The organism is Streptomyces iakyrus, from assembly GCF_000717055.1.
GTDB classification, from domain to species: domain Bacteria; phylum Actinomycetota; class Actinomycetes; order Streptomycetales; family Streptomycetaceae; genus Streptomyces; species Streptomyces iakyrus.
Map to the genome: position 1 here is coordinate 66,129 of NZ_JNXI01000009.1, position 18,446 is coordinate 84,574.

An 18,446-nucleotide genomic window follows, 5' to 3' on the forward strand; every position below is an offset into this window, starting at 1 on the left:
TCGATCACACGTGCGCACATCGTGCCACTACTCGTCCAGCGTCCAGAACGGTGAGTCCCTCGGGGGTGCCGGCCGTACGGGATGCGTGCTGAAGTCGATGTCCGCGTCCGCATACGGATCTCCGACCGGGAGGCGCTTCCGGTGATCCGGAATGTAGTACGTCCCGTACGCCCAGTACTCCGGCAGCTCGTGGCCCATCAACTCCACGCCCCAGGCGGCCGACTCCCGCGTTCCGTACATCGCGTTGATCCTGGCGACCGCCTCCGCGCGGGAGACACCGTTCCGCTCCACCAGGACGTCCGTCATCTCGCGGAAGCGTCTCGACAAAGGCCGGCGACTCCCGGGGGGAGCATTCCGGGGCCCCGCTCCCGGCCACTGCGCGACTGCCGCTCCGGCCCGGCCAAGCTGTCGGCAACCCGCCGGAGCAGGGCCGGAAACGGCAAAAGGACCCGCACGACCGAAGTCGTACGGGCCCCTTCGAGCCACTCAGGTCAGTAGACCCTCAAGCCAGTCCGAAGACTCACTTGTTGATCTTGGTGACCTGGCCGGCGCCCACGGTCCGGCCACCCTCACGGATGGCGAACTTCAGGCCCTCCTCCATGGCGACGGGCTGGATGAGCTCCACCTTCATCTCGGTGTTGTCACCCGGCATGACCATCTCGGTGCCCTCGGGGAGGGTCACCACGCCGGTCACGTCCGTCGTACGGAAGTAGAACTGCGGGCGGTAGTTGTTGAAGAACGGCGTGTGGCGGCCACCCTCGTCCTTGGACAGGATGTAGGCCTGCGCCTCGAACTCGGTGTGCGGGGTGACCGAGCCCGGCTTGATGATGACCTGGCCGCGCTCGACGTCCTCGCGCTTGATGCCACGGAGGAGCAGACCGACGTTCTCACCGGCCTGGCCCTCGTCGAGGAGCTTCCGGAACATCTCGATACCGGTGACCGTGGTGGTGGTCTTCTCGGTCTTGATGCCGATGATGTCGACGGTCTCGTTGACCTTCAGGACACCACGCTCGATACGGCCGGTGACGACCGTACCGCGACCGGTGATCGTGAAGACGTCCTCGATCGGCATGAGGAACGGCTTGTCGACGTCACGCTCGGGCTCCGGGATCGCCGTGTCGACGGCGTTCATGAGCTCGAGAACCGAGTTGCCCCACTCCTTGTCGCCCTCAAGGGCCTTCAGAGCGGAGACCTTGACGACGGGAACGTCGTCGCCCGGGAACTCGTACTCGGAGAGGAGCTCACGGACCTCGAGCTCGACGAGCTCCAGGATCTCCTCGTCGTCCACCATGTCGGCCTTGTTCAGGGCGACGACGATGTACGGAACGCCGACCTGGCGGGCCAGGAGCACGTGCTCCTTGGTCTGCGGCATCGGGCCGTCGGTGGCGGCGACCACGAGGATGGCGCCGTCCATCTGCGCCGCACCCGTGATCATGTTCTTGATGTAGTCCGCGTGACCGGGGCAGTCGACGTGGGCGTAGTGACGCGTCTCGGTCTGGTACTCGACGTGCGCGATGGAGATGGTGATACCGCGCTGGCGCTCCTCAGGAGCCTTGTCGATCTGGTCGAAGGCCGAGGCCTCGTTCAGGTCCGGGTACGCGTCGTGCAGCACCTTGGTAATGGCGGCCGTGAGGGTCGTCTTACCGTGGTCGATGTGACCGATGGTGCCGATGTTGACGTGCGGCTTAGTCCGCTCGAACTTCGCCTTCGCCACTGGGGTCCTCCTGTGGAGTGGTTCTGGTACGCCTTACTCATCGGCGCCAGGTGATCTTTGCTGGAAAGCCCGGGCCCCGGGGCACTCTCACCGCGATTGCGGCGGAATGCCCCTCAAGGCTCCGGAGTCAAGCCTACGGCGTGTAGACGCGGTGCGTTACTCGCCCTTGGCCTTCGCGATGATCTCCTCGGCGACGTTCCGGGGAACCTCGGCGTAGGAGTCGAACTGCATGGAGTAGCTCGCACGGCCGGACGTCTTGCTGCGCAGGTCGCCGACGTAGCCGAACATCTCCGAGAGGGGCACGAGGCCCTTCACGACGCGGGCACCGGCCCGCTCCTCCATGGCCTGGATCTGACCACGGCGGGAGTTGATGTCGCCGATGACCTCACCCATGTAGTCCTCGGGCGTGGTGACCTCGACGGCCATCATCGGCTCAAGGAGCACGGGGGACGCCTTACGCGCGGCCTCCTTGAAGGCCTGCGAACCGGCGATCTTGAACGCGAGCTCGGAGGAGTCGACCTCGTGGTAGCCACCGTCGATGAGCGTGACGCGGACGCCCGTCATCTCGTAGCCGGCCAGGATGCCGAACTGCATGGCCTCCTGCGCACCGGCGTCCACCGAAGGGATGTACTCCTTCGGGATGCGGCCACCGGTGACCTTGTTCACGAACTCGTAGGAGGCGTCGCCGCCCTCGATCGGCTCGATCGCGATCTGCACCTTGGCGAACTGGCCGGTACCACCAGTCTGCTTCTTGTGCGTGTAGTCGACGCGCTCGACGGCCTTGCGGATCGTCTCACGGTAGGCGACCTGCGGCTTGCCGACGTTGGCCTCGACCTTGAACTCACGGCGCATACGGTCGACCAGCACCTCGAGGTGCAGCTCGCCCATACCACCGATGATGGTCTGGCCGGTCTCCTCGTCCGAGTGGACCTGGAAGGACGGGTCCTCCTCGGCCAGGCGCTGGATGGCGACACCCAGCTTCTCCTGGTCACCCTTGGACTTGGGCTCGATGGCGACCTGGATGACCGGCGCCGGGAAGTCCATGGACTCCAGGATCACCGGGTTCTTGTCGTCGGACAGCGTCTCACCGGTGGTGGTCTGCTTCAGGCCCATGACGGCGACGATGTCGCCGGCGCCCACCGACTCGATCTCCTCACGCTTGTTCGCGTGCATACGGTAGATCTTGCCGATGCGCTCCTTCTTGCCCTTGACGGAGTTCAGCACGGCGGTGCCGGACTCCAGGCGGCCCGAGTAGACCCGGACGAAGGTGAGCTTGCCGAGGTGCGGGTCGCTCATGATCTTGAACGCGAGCGCGGCGAGGGGCTCGTCCTCCGACGGCTTGCGCGCGATGACCTGCTCCGGGTCCTTGACGTCGTGGCCCTCGATGGCCTCGACGTCGAGCGGGGTGGGCAGGTAGCGCACGACCGCGTCGAGCAGGGGCTGAACGCCCTTGTTCTTGAACGCGGTGCCGCAGAACACGGGGGTGACGGTGGTGCCGCCGCCCTTGCCGGACGCGATCGTGATACGGCGGATCGCGGCGTAGAGCTGCTCCACGGTGGGCTCGGTGCCCTCCAGGTACAGCTCCATCAGCTCTTCGTCGTTCTCGGCGACGGCCTCGAGCAGCTTGCCGCGGTACTCCTCGGCAGCCTCGGCGTGGGTGTCCGGGATGTCGACGGTGTCGTACATCTCGCCCTTGGTCGCCTCGGCCGACCAGACCAGGGCCTTCATCGTCACGAGGTCGATGACGCCCTTGAAGTCCGCCTCCGCACCGATCGGCAGCTGCATGACCAGCGGCTGCGCGCCCAGGCGGTCCGAGATCATGTCCACGCAGCGGTGGAACTCGGCGCCGGTACGGTCCAGCTTGTTGACGAAGCAGATACGCGGCACGCCGTAACGGTCGGCCTGACGCCACACCGTCTCGGACTGCGGCTCGACACCGGCGACACCGTCGAACACCGTCACGGCACCGTCGAGCACACGCAGGGAGCGCTCCACCTCGACGGTGAAGTCGACGTGACCCGGGGTGTCGATGATGTTGATGGTGTAGTCGTTGTCCTCGAGCGGCCAGTGACAGGTGGTCGCAGCAGACGTGATCGTGATGCCACGCTCCTGCTCCTGCTCCATCCAGTCCATGGTGGCGGCGCCGTCGTGGACCTCACCGATCTTGTACGACACGCCCGTGTAGAACAGGATCCGCTCGGTGGTGGTCGTCTTGCCCGCGTCGATGTGGGCCATGATCCCGATGTTGCGGACCTTGGCCAGGTCAAGTGAAGTGGTAGCCATAAGGCTTCAGTCTTCTCTCGGTCTCGATGTGGGTAGCGACTACCAGCGGTAGTGCGCGAAGGCCTTGTTGGACTCGGCCATCTTGTGGGTGTCCTCGCGCTTCTTCACAGCGGCACCGAGGCCGTTGGAGGCGTCGAGAAGCTCGTTGAGCAGACGCTCGGTCATGGTCTTCTCGCGACGGGCGCGGGAGTAACCGACCAGCCAGCGCAGCGCGAGCGTGTTGGCGCGACCGGGCTTGACCTCGATCGGAACCTGGTACGTCGCACCACCGACACGGCGGGACTTGACCTCAAGGGTCGGCTTGATGTTCTCCAGCGCGCGCTTCAGCGTGATGATCGGGTCGTTGCCCGTCTTCTCACGCAGACCCTCCATGGCGCCGTAGACGATGCGCTCGGCGGTGGAGCGCTTGCCGTTCAGCAGCACCTTGTTGATGAGGGAGGTCACCAGAGGAGAACCGTAGACCGGGTCGATGATGACCGGGCGCTTCGGGGCGGGGCCCTTACGAGGCATTCTTACTTCTCCTTCTTGGCGCCGTAGCGGCTGCGGGCCTGCTTGCGGTTCTTGACACCCTGGGTGTCGAGCGAACCACGGATGATCTTGTAGCGAACACCCGGCAGGTCCTTCACACGGCCGCCGCGCACGAGCACGATGGAGTGCTCCTGCAGGTTGTGTCCCTCACCCGGAATGTAAGCGGTGACCTCGATCCCGCTGGTCAGACGCACACGCGCGACCTTACGCAGGGCCGAGTTCGGCTTCTTCGGGGTGGTCGTGAACACACGCGTGCAGACGCCACGACGCTGAGGGGAACCCTCGAGTGCGGGCGTCTTGTTCTTCTCGACCTTGTCCTGCCGGCCCTTCCGGACCAGCTGCTGGATCGTAGGCACTACTTCTCCGGTTTCTGTGTGCCGAATGGTGAAGCTAACCTGGAACATCTCCGACCCACGCGGTCGGGTGTGTCGAACCCGCGGACTCCCGCCGCGAGGCAGAAACAGCGCAGATTACGGTGGCCAGTGTCGGCCCGCCGTGCGGTTCATGGCACACACGCGAGCCAGGGCACACCCCAGGCACAAGGTCTGAGCGTACCTACCGCATTCGCTGCGGTCAAAACAAATGGGCACCGCCCGCATCGCCAGGCGGGACATGTCAAGCCCCTCGGCCGTTGTCGATCTTCAATTCGTCGGCGAGTGTCCGATATGCATACCTTCAGGATGCTACGACGGACACCACGGTCAGCAACACCAGAACGAGTGCCCAACCTGCCGTCGACAACCATCCGAGCACCAGACCGGTCAGCGCGAGCCCGTCCCCCAGCTCTCCCCGGCTGCGGATCTCGGCCCGGGCCACATGCCCCAGCACGACCGCCGGGATCCCGGTCAGCCCCATCGTGGGCACGCACAGCAGCCCGCACACCCCGGCCGCCACGGCCTTCCCGTTGGTCCGTGGCCGCGGCGCGGGCAGGAACGACGCCGGCACGGGCGCGAACGAGGCCGGCCGCGGCAGCGGCCCCTGCGGCAGATCCGCGACGAGCAGCGCCAGCTCCCCCACGGTCCGTGCCGCATACGCCCGCCCGACCCGCTTCTCGAACTCGCCGTGCTCCAGGCGCCCCTCGCCGTACCCGGCTCTGAGCACGTCCACGGCCCGCTCCCGGTCTGCGTGCGACGCGAGCATCGAAGGGGCGCCGGAGCCCTGCCAGGGCTGCCAGGACGGATAGGGCTGCGACACGGAGCACCTCCCCGGGGGCCGGAGTCCTTCCATGATGCGCCGAAGCACCGGTTCCGGCACAGGTGCGTCCACGACGGGGTACCGCGTGTCGGCCAGACGGCGGACACGCCGAAGGGCGGCCACCCCGTAGGGTGACCGCCCTTCGACACAAGCGACTCGTTTACTGGTTGTACGGACCGTAGTCGTAGTCCTCCAGCGGAACGGCCTGGCCGGAGCCGGTGCCGAACGGCGAGTAGTCGATGTCGTCGTAGCCGACGGCCGAGTACATCGCGGCCTTGGCCTCCTCGGTCGGCTCGACCCGGATGTTGCGGTAGCGGGACAGACCCGTACCGGCCGGGATGAGCTTACCGATGATGACGTTCTCCTTCAGGCCGATGAGGCTGTCGGACTTGGCGTTGATCGCCGCGTCCGTCAGGACTCGGGTCGTCTCCTGGAAGGAGGCGGCCGACAGCCAGGATTCCGTCGCCAGCGAGGCCTTGGTGATACCCATGAGCTGCGGACGACCCGAGGCCGGGTGACCACCCTCCTGGACCACACGACGGTTCTCGGTCTCGAACTTCGAGCGCTCGACCAGCTCGCCGGGCAGCAGCTCGGCGTCGCCGGACTCGATGATCGTCACACGGCGCAGCATCTGCCGGATGATGATCTCGATGTGCTTGTCGTGGATCGACACACCCTGCGAGTTGTAGACCTTCTGGACCTCGCCGACCAGGTGGACCTGGACGGCGCGCTGGCCCAGGATGCGCAGCACGTCGTGCGGGTTGGTGGCACCCACGGTGAGCTTCTGGCCCACCTCGACGTGCTCGCCCTCGCTGACCAGGAGACGGGCACGCTTCGAGATCGGGAACGCCGTCTCGTCGCTGCCGTCGTCCGGAGTGACGACGATCTTCTTGGTCTTCTCGGTCTCCTCGATCCGCACGCGGCCCTGGGCCTCGGAGATCGGGGCGACACCCTTCGGGGTACGGGCCTCGAAGAGCTCGACGACACGCGGCAGACCCTGGGTGATGTCGTCACCGGCCACACCACCGGTGTGGAAGGTACGCATCGTCAGCTGGGTACCGGGCTCACCGATGGACTGGGCGGCGATGATGCCGACCGCCTCACCGATGTCGACCAGCTTGCCGGTGGCCAGCGAACGGCCGTAGCACATCGCGCAGGTGCCGACGGCGGACTCGCAGGTCAGGACCGAGCGGGTCTTGACCTCCTCGACGCCGCGCCGGACGAGCTCCTCGATGAGGACGTCGCCCAGGTCGGTGCCGGCCGGGGCCAGCACCTGACCGTCGACCACGATGTCCTCGGCGAGGCAGCGCGCGTACACGGAGGTCTCGACGTCCTCCGTCTTGACCAGCGTGCCCTCGGCGTTCCGGTCGGCGATCTTCAGACGCAGACCGCGTTCGGTGCCGCAGTCCTCCTCGCGAATGATGACGTCCTGGGAGACGTCGACCAGACGACGCGTGAGGTAACCCGAGTCGGCGGTGCGCAGAGCGGTGTCCGCCAGACCCTTACGGGCACCGTGCGTGGAGATGAAGTACTCCAGCACGGACAGGCCCTCACGGAAGGACGCCTTGATCGGACGCGGGATCGTCTCGTTCTTCGCGTTCGACACCAGACCACGCATACCGGCGATCTGACGCATCTGCATCATGTTGCCTCGTGCACCCGAGTTCACCATCATGAAGATCGGGTTGGTCTTCGGGAAGTTGTCGTTCATCGCCTCGGCGACCTCGTTGGTCGCCTTGGTCCAGATCGCGATGAGCTCCTGCGTGCGCTCGTCCTTGGTGATCAGACCGCGCTCGTACTGCTTCTGGACCTTCTCGTCCTGCGCCTCGTAGCCCTTGACGATCTCCTTCTTCGCCTCGGGAACGACGACGTCGGAGATGGCCACGGTCACGCCGGAGCGGGTCGCCCAGAAGAAGCCGGCCGCCTTCAGGTTGTCGAGCGTCGCCGCCACGATGACCTTCGGGTAGCGCTCGGCGAGGTCGTTGACGATCTCGGAGAGCTGCTTCTTGCCGACCTCGTAGTCGACGAACGGGTAGTCCTCGGGCAGCAGCTCGTTGAAGAGCGCACGGCCCAGGGTGGTGTTCAGCCGGAAGCTGTCACCCTGCTGCCACTCGGGCTCGCCCTCCTCGCGCGCCGGCGGGGTCCAGCCACGCGGCGGGATGGTGCCGACCGGGAAGCGGACGTCGATCCTCGACTGGAGCGACAGCTCGCCCGCGTCGAAGGCCATGATCGCCTCGGCGACCGAGGCGAAGGAACGGCCCTCGCCCTTGAGCTCGCGCATCTCGCCGTCGGTGGTCAGGAAGAACAGACCGAGGACCATGTCCTGGGTCGGCATCGTCACCGGGCGGCCGTCGGCCGGCTTGAGGATGTTGTTCGAGGACAGCATCAGGATGCGGGCCTCGGCCTGCGCCTCCGCGGACAGCGGCAGGTGCACGGCCATCTGGTCACCGTCGAAGTCCGCGTTGAACGCGGTGCAGACGAGCGGGTGGATCTGGATGGCCTTGCCCTCGACCAGCTGCGGCTCGAAGGCCTGGATGCCGAGGCGGTGCAGCGTGGGCGCACGGTTCAGCAGAACCGGGTGCTCCGCGATGACCTCTTCCAGCACGTCGTACACGACCGTGCGGCCGCGCTCGACCATGCGCTTGGCGCTCTTGATGTTCTGCGCGTGGTTCAGGTCGACCAGGCGCTTCATCACGAACGGCTTGAAGAGCTCCAGCGCCATCGCCTTGGGCAGACCGCACTGGTGCAGCTTCAGCTGCGGACCGACGACGATCACGGAACGCGCGGAGTAGTCCACACGCTTACCGAGCAGGTTCTGGCGGAAGCGGCCCTGCTTACCCTTCAGCATGTCGCTGAGGGACTTCAGCGGGCGGTTACCGGGACCGGTGACCGGACGGCCGCGGCGGCCGTTGTCGAACAGCGCGTCGACGGCCTCCTGGAGCATGCGCTTCTCGTTGTTCACGATGATCTCGGGCGCACCGAGGTCGAGAAGCCGCTTCAGGCGGTTGTTGCGGTTGATCACACGGCGGTACAGGTCGTTCAGGTCGGAGGTCGCGAAGCGGCCACCGTCCAGCTGCACCATCGGACGCAGGTCCGGCGGGATGACCGGCACGCAGTCGAGCACCATGCCCTTGGGGCTGTTGCTGGTCTGCAGGAACGCGGAGACGACCTTCAGGCGCTTGAGCGCACGGGTCTTCTTCTGGCCCTTGCCGGTACGGATGATCTCGCGGAGACGCTCGGCCTCCTCGTCGAGGTCGAAGGACTCCAGGCGCTTCTGCAGCGCCGCGGCACCCATCGAGCCGTCGAAGTACGTGCCGAAGCGGTCACGCAGCTCGCGGTAGAGCAGCTCGTCGCCCTCCAGGTCCTGGACCTTGAGGTTCTTGAAGCGGTTCCACACCTCGTCGAGGCGGTCGATCTCGCGCTGCGCGCGGTCGCGCAGCTGCTTCATCTCACGCTCGGCACCCTCGCGCACCTTGCGGCGCACGTCGGCCTTGGCGCCCTCGGCCTCCAGCTCGGCCAGGTCGGTCTCGAGCTTCTTGGCGCGGGCCTCCAGGTCGGCGTCACGGCGCTGCTCGATCTGCTGGCGCTCGACGGAGACGTGGGCCTCCAGCGAGGGCAGGTCGCGCGTACGGCGCTCCTCGTCGACGTACGTGATCATGTACGCCGCGAAGTAGATGACCTTCTCGAGGTCCTTGGGAGCCAGGTCGAGCAGGTAGCCCAGCCGGCTCGGGACGCCCTTGAAGTACCAGATGTGCGTGACGGGGGCGGCCAGCTCGATGTGGCCCATCCGCTCACGGCGCACCTTGGCGCGGGTCACCTCGACGCCGCAGCGCTCACAGATGATGCCCTTGAAGCGGACGCGCTTGTACTTGCCGCAGTAGCACTCCCAGTCCCGGGTCGGACCGAAGATCTTCTCGCAGAAGAGTCCGTCCTTTTCGGGCTTGAGCGTGCGGTAGTTGATCGTCTCGGGCTTCTTGACCTCGCCGTGGCTCCACTGACGGATGTCGTCAGCGGTGGCCAGACCGATCCGGAGCTCGTCGAAGAAGTTGACGTCGAGCACTATGCGTCAATCCCTCTCAGGGTTGTAAGTCATGGGGTCTGATACGGGGGTCCTGGGGCCGGAGGCCTTCATCGCGAAGGCCTCCGGACTCCCGTCAGACCTCTTCGACGCTGCTCGGCTCACGCCGGGACAGGTCGATGCCAAGCTCCTCCGCAGCGCGGAAGACGTCCTCGTCGGTGTCGCGCATCTCGATGGACATGCCGTCCGAGGACAGCACCTCCACGTTGAGGCACAGGGACTGCATCTCCTTGATGAGCACCTTGAAGGACTCGGGGATGCCGGGCTCGGGGATGTTCTCGCCCTTGACGATGGCCTCGTAGACCTTCACGCGGCCGGTGACGTCGTCGGACTTGATGGTCAGCAGCTCCTGGAGGGCGTACGCGGCGCCGTAAGCCTCCAGCGCCCACACCTCCATCTCACCGAAGCGCTGGCCACCGAACTGGGCCTTACCACCCAGCGGCTGCTGGGTGATCATCGAGTACGGACCGGTCGACCGGGCGTGCAGCTTGTCGTCGACCAGGTGGTGCAGCTTGAGGATGTACATGTAGCCGACCGAGATCGGCTCCGGGAACGGCTCGCCGGAGCGGCCGTCGAACAGCGGCGCCTTACCGGTCGGGAGCACCATGCGCTCGCCGTCGCGGTTCGGGATGGTGTGGTTCAGCAGACCGGCCAGCTCGTCCTCACGCGCACCGTCGAAGACGGGGGTGGCGACGTTGGTGCCCGGGGCGACCTGGTCGGCCTCGATGGCCTGCAGGCGCTGCGCCCAGTCGTCCGCGAGGCCGGAGACGTCCCAGCCGCGGCTGGCGAGCCAGCCGAGGTGGATCTCCAGGACCTGTCCCGGGTTCATTCGGGACGGCACACCGAGCGGGTTGAGGATGATGTCGACCGGGGTGCCGTCCTCCAGGAACGGCATGTCCTCGATCGGCAGGATCTTCGAGATGACGCCCTTGTTGCCGTGACGGCCGGCGAGCTTGTCACCGTCGGTGATCTTGCGCTTCTGCGCGACGTAGACGCGCACCAGCTGGTTCACACCGGGGGGAAGCTCGTCGCCCTCCTCGCGGTCGAAGACGCGGACGCCGATGACCTTGCCGATCTCGCCGTGCGGGACCTTCAGGGAGGTGTCACGGACCTCACGGGCCTTCTCACCGAAGATGGCACGCAGCAGTCGCTCCTCGGGCGTCAGCTCGGTCTCACCCTTGGGCGTGACCTTGCCGACGAGGATGTCACCGGCGACGACCTCGGCACCGATGCGGATGATGCCGCGCTCGTCGAGGTCGGCGAGGACCTCCTCGGAGACGTTCGGGATGTCCCGGGTGATCTCCTCGGGGCCGAGCTTGGTGTCACGGGCGTCGACCTCGTGCTCCTCGATGTGGATCGAGGAGAGGACGTCGTCCTGCACGAGGCGCTGCGACAGGATGATCGCGTCCTCGTAGTTGTGACCCTCCCACGGCATGAACGCCACGAGCAGGTTCTTGCCCAGCGCCATCTCGCCGTTCTGGGTGGCCGGACCGTCGGCCAGGACCTGGCCCTCGATGATCCGGTCGCCCTCGTTGACGATGACCTTCTGGTTGACCGAGGTGCCCTGGTTGGAGCGGGCGAACTTGGCCAGCCGGTACGTGATGTACGTGCCGTCGTCGTTGGCGGTGGTGATGTAGTCCGCGGAGACCTCCTGGACCACACCGGGCTTCTCGGCCTTGACGACGTCGCCGGCGTCGACGGCGGAGCGGTACTCCATGCCGGTGCCGACGAGCGGGGCCTCGGACTTAATCAGCGGCACGGCCTGACGCATCATGTTCGCGCCCATGAGGGCACGGTTGGCGTCGTCGTGCTCCAGGAAGGGGATCATGGCCGTCGCGACCGACACCATCTGGCGCGGCGAGACGTCCATGTAGTCCACGTCCTCGCCACCGACGTAGTCGACCTCGCCGCCCTTACGGCGGACCAGCACCCGGGCCTCGGCGAAGCGGAGGTCGTCCGTCAGCTGCGCGTTGGCCTGCGCGATGACGAAGCGGTCCTCCTCGTCGGCGGTCAGGTAGTCGACCTCGTCGGTGACCTGCCCCTCGAACACCTTGCGGTAAGGGGTCTCCACGAAACCGAACGCGTTGACCCGGCCGTAGGAGGCGAGCGAGCCGATCAGACCGATGTTCGGGCCTTCGGGCGTCTCGATCGGGCACATGCGGCCGTAGTGCGAGGGGTGCACGTCACGAACCTCGAAGCCGGCCCGCTCACGGGACAGACCACCCGGGCCAAGAGCCGACAGACGGCGCTTGTGGGTGAGACCCGACAGCGGGTTGTTCTGGTCCATGAACTGCGACAGCTGGCTGGTGCCGAAGAACTCCTTGATGGAGGCGACGACCGGCCGGATGTTGATCAGGGTCTGCGGCGTGATCGCCTCGACGTCCTGGGTCGTCATCCGCTCGCGGACGACACGCTCCATACGCGCCAGACCCGTGCGGACCTGGTTCTGGATGAGCTCGCCGACGCTGCGCAGGCGGCGGTTGCCGAAGTGGTCGATGTCGTCGGTCTCGACGACGATGTTCGTACCACTGTCGCCGACCGTCTCGGTCTCGCCCGCGTGCAGCTTCACCAGGTACTTGATCGTCGAGATGATGTCCTCGACGGTCAGGATGCCCGCGTCCAGCGGAGCGTCCGCACCCAGCTTCTTGTTGACCTTGTAGCGGCCGACCTTGGCCAGGTCGTAACGCTTGGGGTTGAAGTAGAGGTTCTCCAGCAGCGTCTGCGCGGCCTCACGCGTGGGGGGCTCGCCCGGACGCAGCTTGCGGTAGATGTCGAGCAGCGCGTCGTCCTGGCCCTGGGTGTGGTCCTTCTCCAGGGTGGCGCGCATGGACTCGTACTCGCCGAACTCCTCGAGGATCTGCTCGGTGGTCCAGCCGAGCGCCTTGAGCAGGACGGTGACGGACTGCTTGCGCTTGCGGTCGATGCGGACACCGACCATGTCGCGCTTGTCGATCTCCATCTCCAGCCAGGCGCCCCGGGACGGGATGATCTTGGCGGAGAAGATGTCCTTGTCGGACGTCTTGTCGATGGAGGAGTCGAAGTAGACACCGGGCGAACGGACGAGCTGCGACACCACGACACGCTCGGTGCCGTTGATGACGAAGGTGCCCTTGTTCGTCATGAGCGGGAAGTCGCCCATGAAGACCGTCTGGGACTTGATCTCGCCGGTCTCGTTGTTGGTGAACTCGGCGGTGACGAAGAGCGGGGCCGCGTACGTGAAGTCACGGTCCTTGCACTCGTCGATGGAGTTCTTCGGCGGCTCGAAGCGGTGGTCGCGGAAGGTCAGCGACATCGACCCGCTGAAGTCCTCGATCGGGGAGATCTCCTCGAAGATCTCCTCGAGCCCGGACTTGGTGGGGACGTCCTGACCGTTCTCGAGAGCCTCCTCGACCCGACTCTGCCAGGCGGTGTTGCCGAGCAGCCAGTCGAAGCTCTCGGTCTGCAGCGCGAGCAGGTTCGGAACCTCGAGAGGCTCCTTGATCTTTGCAAAAGAGATGCGCAGCGGGGCAGTGCTGGCGGCGTTGTTCGTATTCGCGGTCGAGGCGTTGCGCGAGGCGGCCAAGAGGGGGTCCTTCCGAGGGCTCGGACTCACTACGCGCGTACCGGCCCCTCTCCCGAACACGGAGACAAGCTGTGCCTTGAGGGCCGAAAGGCCAGGTCAGGCATGTCTTGTCATCGATGCTCGGGCGAGGGCAGACCCCTGGTGACGGGCAGGGGACAGCTAACAGGCAGCGCAAAGGGTCAGTGTAGCCACTTGGCACACTGATGTCCAGTGCGGGTCCTGGAACCCGTGTTCACCCTCGTTGTTCCACTCCTGCGACAAGGCGCTGCCCTCAACGCACGTTAGTACTGCCCTCTTCGTCGTCGATCCATGCCTCGGATTCGGATCCTGTGACGACGCGTCCTGAGAATTGCGCGCTGCGTGCGGTTCGTCAAGGCCCCTCTGCCCGATCCGGGGCCGCCCGGAGACACGACGAAGATCACCATACCCCCCGTCACCGGGGCTTCAAGGCAACCGTGGCCCACCCCCGAGAACGCCGAAGAGCGACCACCCGGATGGATGATCGCTCTTCCGCGCTTACGCGTTACACGTCCGGTGGGACGTGTTGTGGATCCTGACGGATCCGAGGGTCTTACTTGACCTCGACGGAGGCGCCGGCGCCCTTGAGGGACTCGGCGGCCTTCTCGGCGGCGTCCTTGGCGACCTTCTCGAGAACGGGCTTCGGGGCGCCGTCCACGAGGTCCTTGGCCTCCTTCAGACCCAGGGAGGTCAGCTCACGCACGACCTTGATGACCTGGATCTTCTTGTCGCCGGCACCGGTGAGGATGACGTCGAACTCGTCCTGCTCCTCAGCGGCCTCGGCGGCGGCGCCACCAGCGGCACCACCGGCGACGACGACCGGCGCGGCAGCGGCGGCGGTGACGTCGAACTTCTCCTCGAACGCCTTCACGAACTCGGAGAGCTCGATGAGGGTCATCTCCTCGAACTGCGCGAGCAGGTCTTCCTGGCTGAGCTTCGCCATGATTGGCGGTCCTTCCACTAAATCGGCAGGTGCCGGATGTACATGTGAGGCGGGCGTACTACTGGCCCGCGACGGTCGCCGCGTTCAGGCAGCGGCGGCCGGGATGCGAGCCGAGTTACTCGGCACCGCCCTGCTCGTCCTGCTTGGCACGGAGCGCGTCCACGGTGCGGACGAGCTTCGACGGCAGCGCCTGGAAGACAGAGGCAGCCTGGGACTGCTTGCCCTTCATGGCACCGGCCAGCTTGGAGAGCAGAACCTCGCGGGACTCGAGGTCCGCAAGCTTCTTGATCTCATCGGCGGACAACGCCTTGCCGTCAAGGACGCCGCCCTTGATGACGAGGTTGGGGTTGTCCTTGGCGAAGTCACGGAGACCCTTCGCCGCCTCGACCGGGTCACCGGTCACGAAGGCGACGGCCGACGAACCCGCAAAGAGGTCGTCCAGCGTCGTGATCCCGGCCTCGTTGGCCGCAATCTTGGTCAGCGTGTTCTTCGCCACACGGTACTGAGCGTTCTCACCGAGTGAACGACGCAGCTGCTGGAGCTGCGCGACGGTGAGACCGGTGTACGCGGTAACGACAGCAGCGTTGGAGTTGCGGAACTTGTCCCGCATCTCCTCGACGGCATCGACCTTGTCAGGCCTCGCCATGAGCCTCGGCCTCCTTCCGGGTGATTCGGACCGCGCGGACCCGAAGGAGGACTGGGGAAAACGAAACGCCCCGGCGCAAGCGCACGGGGCGTAGCTCAACCGGCTTCACGCACGCACGAGGCAGCGGACTCCGGGAGCTTCTCCAGTGTCACCTGCGCGGGTCGTCCGCCGTTCAGCGGATCCTTCGGCCACCGCGCCCTCAGATGAGCGCGCGGTAACGACCAGCGGTCTTTGGCTTCTGTAGGAGAGTACGGGAACGGATCGCCGACAGGCAAATCCGCCCGTACGGCTGATCAGCGCGGGGCGGTTCAGCCCTGGTCCAGCTCCTTGAACATCTCACCCAGGTCCGCGACTTCGCCGGCCGGCGGGGCCTTGACGGTGACCGGCTTGTTGTAGTCGAGGAAGGTGATGGTCATGTCCATCGGGCCCTTGTCGGCCTGGCCCTTCATGCGGAACTGCTTGGTGTGCTCGTCGCCGTCGACCCACATGTCCATCGTGAGCTTGTCGACGCCGAGCTTCTCGAACTGCTTGAGGCTCTTCTCGCGCTGCTCGCGGGTCTCGCCCTTGCTGTCCTTGAGCGAAGCACGCAGGTCGGCGAGGGTGGCCGTGCCCGTGTAGTGGGTGGTCTCGACGCCGTCGACCTTCTCGCTGCCGACCTTCTTCACGTCCTTGGCGCCCGTGAGGAAGGTGGACTGCGCCGCCGGGTTCTGCTCGGCCTGGCTCGTGGACCCCATCTTGTCCAGGTCCTTGGCCGCCTCGGAGCCGGAGAGATCGAACTTCAGCCAGCGCTTGCCGTCCATCTGCTTGGCCATCTCGGCTCCCCCACCGAGATACATGGCCTTGTCGACGAGGCGGATCTCCACGGATTCACCGGCGGCCTGATCGGGCGCCTGCATCTTCATGCTCATGGCGATCGTGGGCTTCAGACGCATGGACGCCTCGCCCTCGACGCGGCCCGACTCCGGGACCGTGCCCTTCATGCGGTACTGGAGGGACGTGATGTCCTCCGTGTTCTTCGCCGCCTTGGCGACGGCCGCCGCGGGCGTCATCTCGGGCGACTCCTCGGAGCCGCAGCCGACGGCGCCGGCGGCGAGAAGCAGAGCGCCCAGCCCGGCGGCAGGTATGGATGTCCTCATTTGATTCCCCCCAAGGAATACATGCTTGCTTCACAGCAAGGCCGTGAGCTTATCCCAGCGGGGCACAAGTGATCTATCCGAATTGACGGGGGCCTCAGGGCGTTCCGGGCCGCTTCCGCATCAGGTCCTCGAAGTCGCCGGTGTCGGACGCCGGGGGCCGTTCGGCCCGGACCTCGACGCCGTAGTCGGCGTAGTGCGCGGTCTGGGTCATCAGGCCCGTGGCCATCCGCGCCTTCTCGACCTTCTTGACCAGCAGGTTCCGCTTGTCGACCCAGATGTCGACGGTCTCCGTGGTGACCCCGGCCTCGGTGAGCTGCTTCCGCAGTCCCGCGTCGGCGACGTCGGCCGCCGCCACGGTGCCGGACCAGTGCGTGGCGGCCTTGCCGCGGACGGTCTCCTCGCCGACCTTCCTGACGTCGCCGGAGGACAGCAGGAGCTTCACCGACTGGTTGGGGGTGGTACTGCGCATCTGGTCGCCGAGGTGGGAACCGGAGCCTCCGGTGAGGGCTCCGAGGTCCTCGTACGCGTACCGGATCCAGTGCTTGCCGCCGGTCTGCTGGGCGAACTTCGGGCCCATGCGCGCGTAGTACGCGTCGGGCAGGTAGCGGGCCTCCATCGAGGTGGTGCCGAGCCGGCGCATGGTGTCGGCCACGGTGCCGCCGGTGTAGGTGATGGTGAGGGTGCCGGTAATGCCGTCGCTCCAGCCGAGGGTGCCGTCGGCTGTCATGGACATCAGCGAGCCCATGGTGGTCGTCGACTCGACCCGGGCGGACTCGGCGTGCTCGGTGGCGCGCTCGGCGGAGCGCAGGGCCGCCAGGGACCGGCCGCGGGCGGCGCGGTCGCCTGGGCCAGGGCCGTCGGAGGAGTCCTGGGACGTGCAGGCCGCCACCCCCGTCAGAGCGGTCGCCGCCGCGAGCATCAGGCCCACGCGGCGCACGGTCGTGCCCTGCATACGTCCCCCGTTCGTATCCGGTTCCCGCACGTTAACCCAGGCCACCGGCGTACGTACCGGAAAAGGGAACGGGCCCCGCACCTGTAAGAGGTGCGGGGCCCGTGACCGGTTGGGTGAGCCTCAGGCTCAGACCGCAGCCGGGTCCTCCTCGACGAGGAGGTTGCGGGTGCGGTTCGGGTCGACCGGAATGCCGGGGCCCATCGTGGTGCTGATGGCGGCCTTCTTGATGTAGCGACCCTTGGCGGCGGACGGCTTCAGACGGAGGATCTCCTCCAGCGCGGCGCCGTAGTTCTCCACCAGCTTGGTGTCGTCGAAGGACGACTTGCCGATGATGAAGTGCAGGTTCGAGTGCTTGTCGACGCGGAACTCGATCTTGCCGCCCTTGATCTCGGTGACGGCCTTGGCCACGTCGGGGGTGACGGTGCCGGTCTTCGGGTTCGGCATCAGACCACGCGGACCGAGCACGCGGCCGAGGCGGCCGACCTTGCCCATGAGGTCCGGGGTGGCGACGACGGCGTCGAAGTCCAGACGGCCCTTCGACACCTCGTCGATCAGTTCGTCGGAGCCGACGATGTCGGCGCCCGCGGCCTCCGCGGCCGCAGCACGGTCACCGGTCGCGAAGACCAGGACCCGGGCGGTCTTGCCGGTGCCGTGCGGAAGGTTCACGGTGCCACGGACCATCTGGTCGGCCTTGCGCGGGTCGACACCCAGGCGGAAGGCGACCTCGACGGTGCCGTCGAACTTGGTCGTGGAGGTGTCCTTGGCGAGACGGACGGCCTCGAGCGGGGCGTAGAGCTTCTCCCGGTCGACCTTGGCGTCCGCAGCGCGAAGGGACTTGCTGCGCTTGCTCACTACTGCTCCTGTGGATTCTTAGGAGTCGTGGTCCGGGCCGAGCAGGCCCTGCCACTTCTGCTGATGGAGGTTGGGGCTCAGCCCTCGACCGTGACGCCCATGGAACGGGCGGTGCCGGCGATGATCTTCTCGGCGGCGTCCAGGTCGTTGGCGTTGAGGTCGGGCATCTTGGTCGTGGCGATCTCACGGACCTGGTCACGCGTGATCTTCGCGACCTTGGTCTTGTGCGGCTCGCCGGAGCCCTTCTCGATGCCCGCGGCCTTCAGGATCATCTTCGCGGCCGGCGGCGTCTTGGTGATGAAGGTGAAGGAACGGTCCTCGTAGACCGTGATCTCCACCGGGATCACCCAGCCACGCTGCGACTCGGTCGCGGCGTTGTAGGCCTTGCAGAACTCCATGATGTTCACGCCGTGCTGACCCAGCGCGGGGCCGACCGGCGGGGCCGGGTTGGCGGCACCGGCCTGGATCTGGAGCTTGATGAGCCCCGTGACCTTCTTCTTCTTGGGAGGCATAGCTCTCCGGGTCCTTTCGATTCGGGTC

Annotated in this window: 14 protein-coding genes; all 14 read right to left on the bottom strand. The window is 66.5% G+C overall.

Annotated elements, in window-relative coordinates; all coding sequences use genetic code 11:
* Window positions 1-27 precede the first annotated feature (27 nt).
* The 14 genes from OO68_RS15740 to rplK all read right to left on the bottom strand — a co-directional run bounded on the left by OO68_RS15740 (window position 28) and on the right by rplK (window position 18,418).
* The gene (locus tag OO68_RS15740; RefSeq protein ID WP_051814664.1) at window positions 28-306 is read right to left on the bottom strand and encodes a hypothetical protein; all 279 of its coding nucleotides are present in this window, start codon (window positions 304-306) and stop codon (window positions 28-30) included.
* A 214-nt stretch (window positions 307-520) separates the two neighbouring features.
* On the bottom strand, window positions 521-1,714 hold the full coding sequence (gene tuf / locus OO68_RS15745) for an elongation factor Tu (protein ID WP_033308978.1): 1,194 nt from the start codon (window positions 1,712-1,714) through the stop codon (window positions 521-523).
* 156 nt (window positions 1,715-1,870) lie between these two features.
* Window positions 1,871-3,997 carry an elongation factor G gene (gene fusA / locus OO68_RS15750; protein WP_033308979.1) on the bottom strand — a complete coding sequence of 709 codons (2,127 nt, stop codon included), beginning with the start codon at window positions 3,995-3,997 and terminating at the stop codon, window positions 1,871-1,873.
* Between the two features lie 39 nt (window positions 3,998-4,036).
* Window positions 4,037-4,507: a 30S ribosomal protein S7 gene (gene rpsG / locus OO68_RS15755; protein WP_003992340.1), complete on the bottom strand. Its 471-nt coding sequence runs from the start codon at window positions 4,505-4,507 to the stop codon at window positions 4,037-4,039.
* A gap of 2 nt (window positions 4,508-4,509) precedes the next feature.
* Entirely contained in the window at window positions 4,510-4,881 is a 372-nt protein-coding gene (gene rpsL, locus OO68_RS15760; protein ID WP_003948652.1) for a 30S ribosomal protein S12, read from the bottom strand.
* 319 nt (window positions 4,882-5,200) lie between these two features.
* Window positions 5,201-5,719 carry a DUF1707 and DUF4190 domain-containing protein gene (locus OO68_RS15765; protein WP_033308980.1) on the bottom strand — a complete coding sequence of 173 codons (519 nt, stop codon included), beginning with the start codon at window positions 5,717-5,719 and terminating at the stop codon, window positions 5,201-5,203.
* Between the two features lie 160 nt (window positions 5,720-5,879).
* Entirely contained in the window at window positions 5,880-9,779 is a 3,900-nt protein-coding gene (locus OO68_RS15770) for a DNA-directed RNA polymerase subunit beta' (protein WP_033308981.1), read from the bottom strand.
* Window positions 9,780-9,873: 94 nt separating this feature from the next.
* Complete coding sequence (gene rpoB / locus OO68_RS15775) at window positions 9,874-13,359, bottom strand: DNA-directed RNA polymerase subunit beta (protein ID WP_033308982.1); 3,486 nt, start codon at window positions 13,357-13,359, stop codon at window positions 9,874-9,876.
* 571 nt (window positions 13,360-13,930) lie between these two features.
* Window positions 13,931-14,320, bottom strand: a complete 390-nt coding sequence (gene rplL / locus OO68_RS15780) for a 50S ribosomal protein L7/L12 (RefSeq protein ID WP_033308983.1) — start codon at window positions 14,318-14,320, stop codon at window positions 13,931-13,933.
* 115 nt (window positions 14,321-14,435) lie between these two features.
* Window positions 14,436-14,966 (bottom strand): 50S ribosomal protein L10, encoded by a 531-nt coding sequence (rplJ, locus tag OO68_RS15785; protein ID WP_033308984.1) that lies wholly within the window; start codon window positions 14,964-14,966, stop codon window positions 14,436-14,438.
* Window positions 14,967-15,274: 308 nt separating this feature from the next.
* Window positions 15,275-16,102 carry an SCO4651 family lipoprotein gene (locus OO68_RS15790; protein WP_033308985.1) on the bottom strand — a complete coding sequence of 276 codons (828 nt, stop codon included), beginning with the start codon at window positions 16,100-16,102 and terminating at the stop codon, window positions 15,275-15,277.
* A 94-nt stretch (window positions 16,103-16,196) separates the two neighbouring features.
* Window positions 16,197-17,054 carry an SCO4651 family lipoprotein gene (locus tag OO68_RS15795; protein WP_033308986.1) on the bottom strand — a complete coding sequence of 286 codons (858 nt, stop codon included), beginning with the start codon at window positions 17,052-17,054 and terminating at the stop codon, window positions 16,197-16,199.
* A 126-nt stretch (window positions 17,055-17,180) separates the two neighbouring features.
* Window positions 17,181-17,906 carry a 50S ribosomal protein L1 gene (rplA, locus tag OO68_RS15800; RefSeq protein WP_033308987.1) on the bottom strand — a complete coding sequence of 242 codons (726 nt, stop codon included), beginning with the start codon at window positions 17,904-17,906 and terminating at the stop codon, window positions 17,181-17,183.
* 77 nt (window positions 17,907-17,983) lie between these two features.
* Complete coding sequence (rplK, locus tag OO68_RS15805) at window positions 17,984-18,418, bottom strand: 50S ribosomal protein L11 (protein ID WP_003992325.1); 435 nt, start codon at window positions 18,416-18,418, stop codon at window positions 17,984-17,986.
* Between the last annotated feature and the right edge of the window lie 28 nt (window positions 18,419-18,446).

Excerpts from the sequence above, each read along its gene's own strand:
- OO68_RS15740 (WP_051814664.1), bottom strand. The coding sequence starts at position 306 with ATGACGGACGTCCTGGTGGAGCGGAACGGTGTCTCCCGCGCGGAGGCG.
- rplL (WP_033308983.1), bottom strand. The coding sequence starts at position 14,320 with ATGGCGAAGCTCAGCCAGGAAGACCTGCTCGCGCAGTTCGAGGAGATG.
- fusA (WP_033308979.1), bottom strand. The coding sequence starts at position 3,997 with ATGGCTACCACTTCACTTGACCTGGCCAAGGTCCGCAACATCGGGATC.
- rplK (WP_003992325.1), bottom strand. The coding sequence starts at position 18,418 with ATGCCTCCCAAGAAGAAGAAGGTCACGGGGCTCATCAAGCTCCAGATC.
- OO68_RS15795 (WP_033308986.1), bottom strand. The coding sequence starts at position 17,054 with ATGCAGGGCACGACCGTGCGCCGCGTGGGCCTGATGCTCGCGGCGGCG.
- OO68_RS15790 (WP_033308985.1), bottom strand. The coding sequence starts at position 16,102 with ATGAGGACATCCATACCTGCCGCCGGGCTGGGCGCTCTGCTTCTCGCC.
- rpsG (WP_003992340.1), bottom strand. The coding sequence starts at position 4,507 with ATGCCTCGTAAGGGCCCCGCCCCGAAGCGCCCGGTCATCATCGACCCG.
- rplJ (WP_033308984.1), bottom strand. The coding sequence starts at position 14,966 with ATGGCGAGGCCTGACAAGGTCGATGCCGTCGAGGAGATGCGGGACAAG.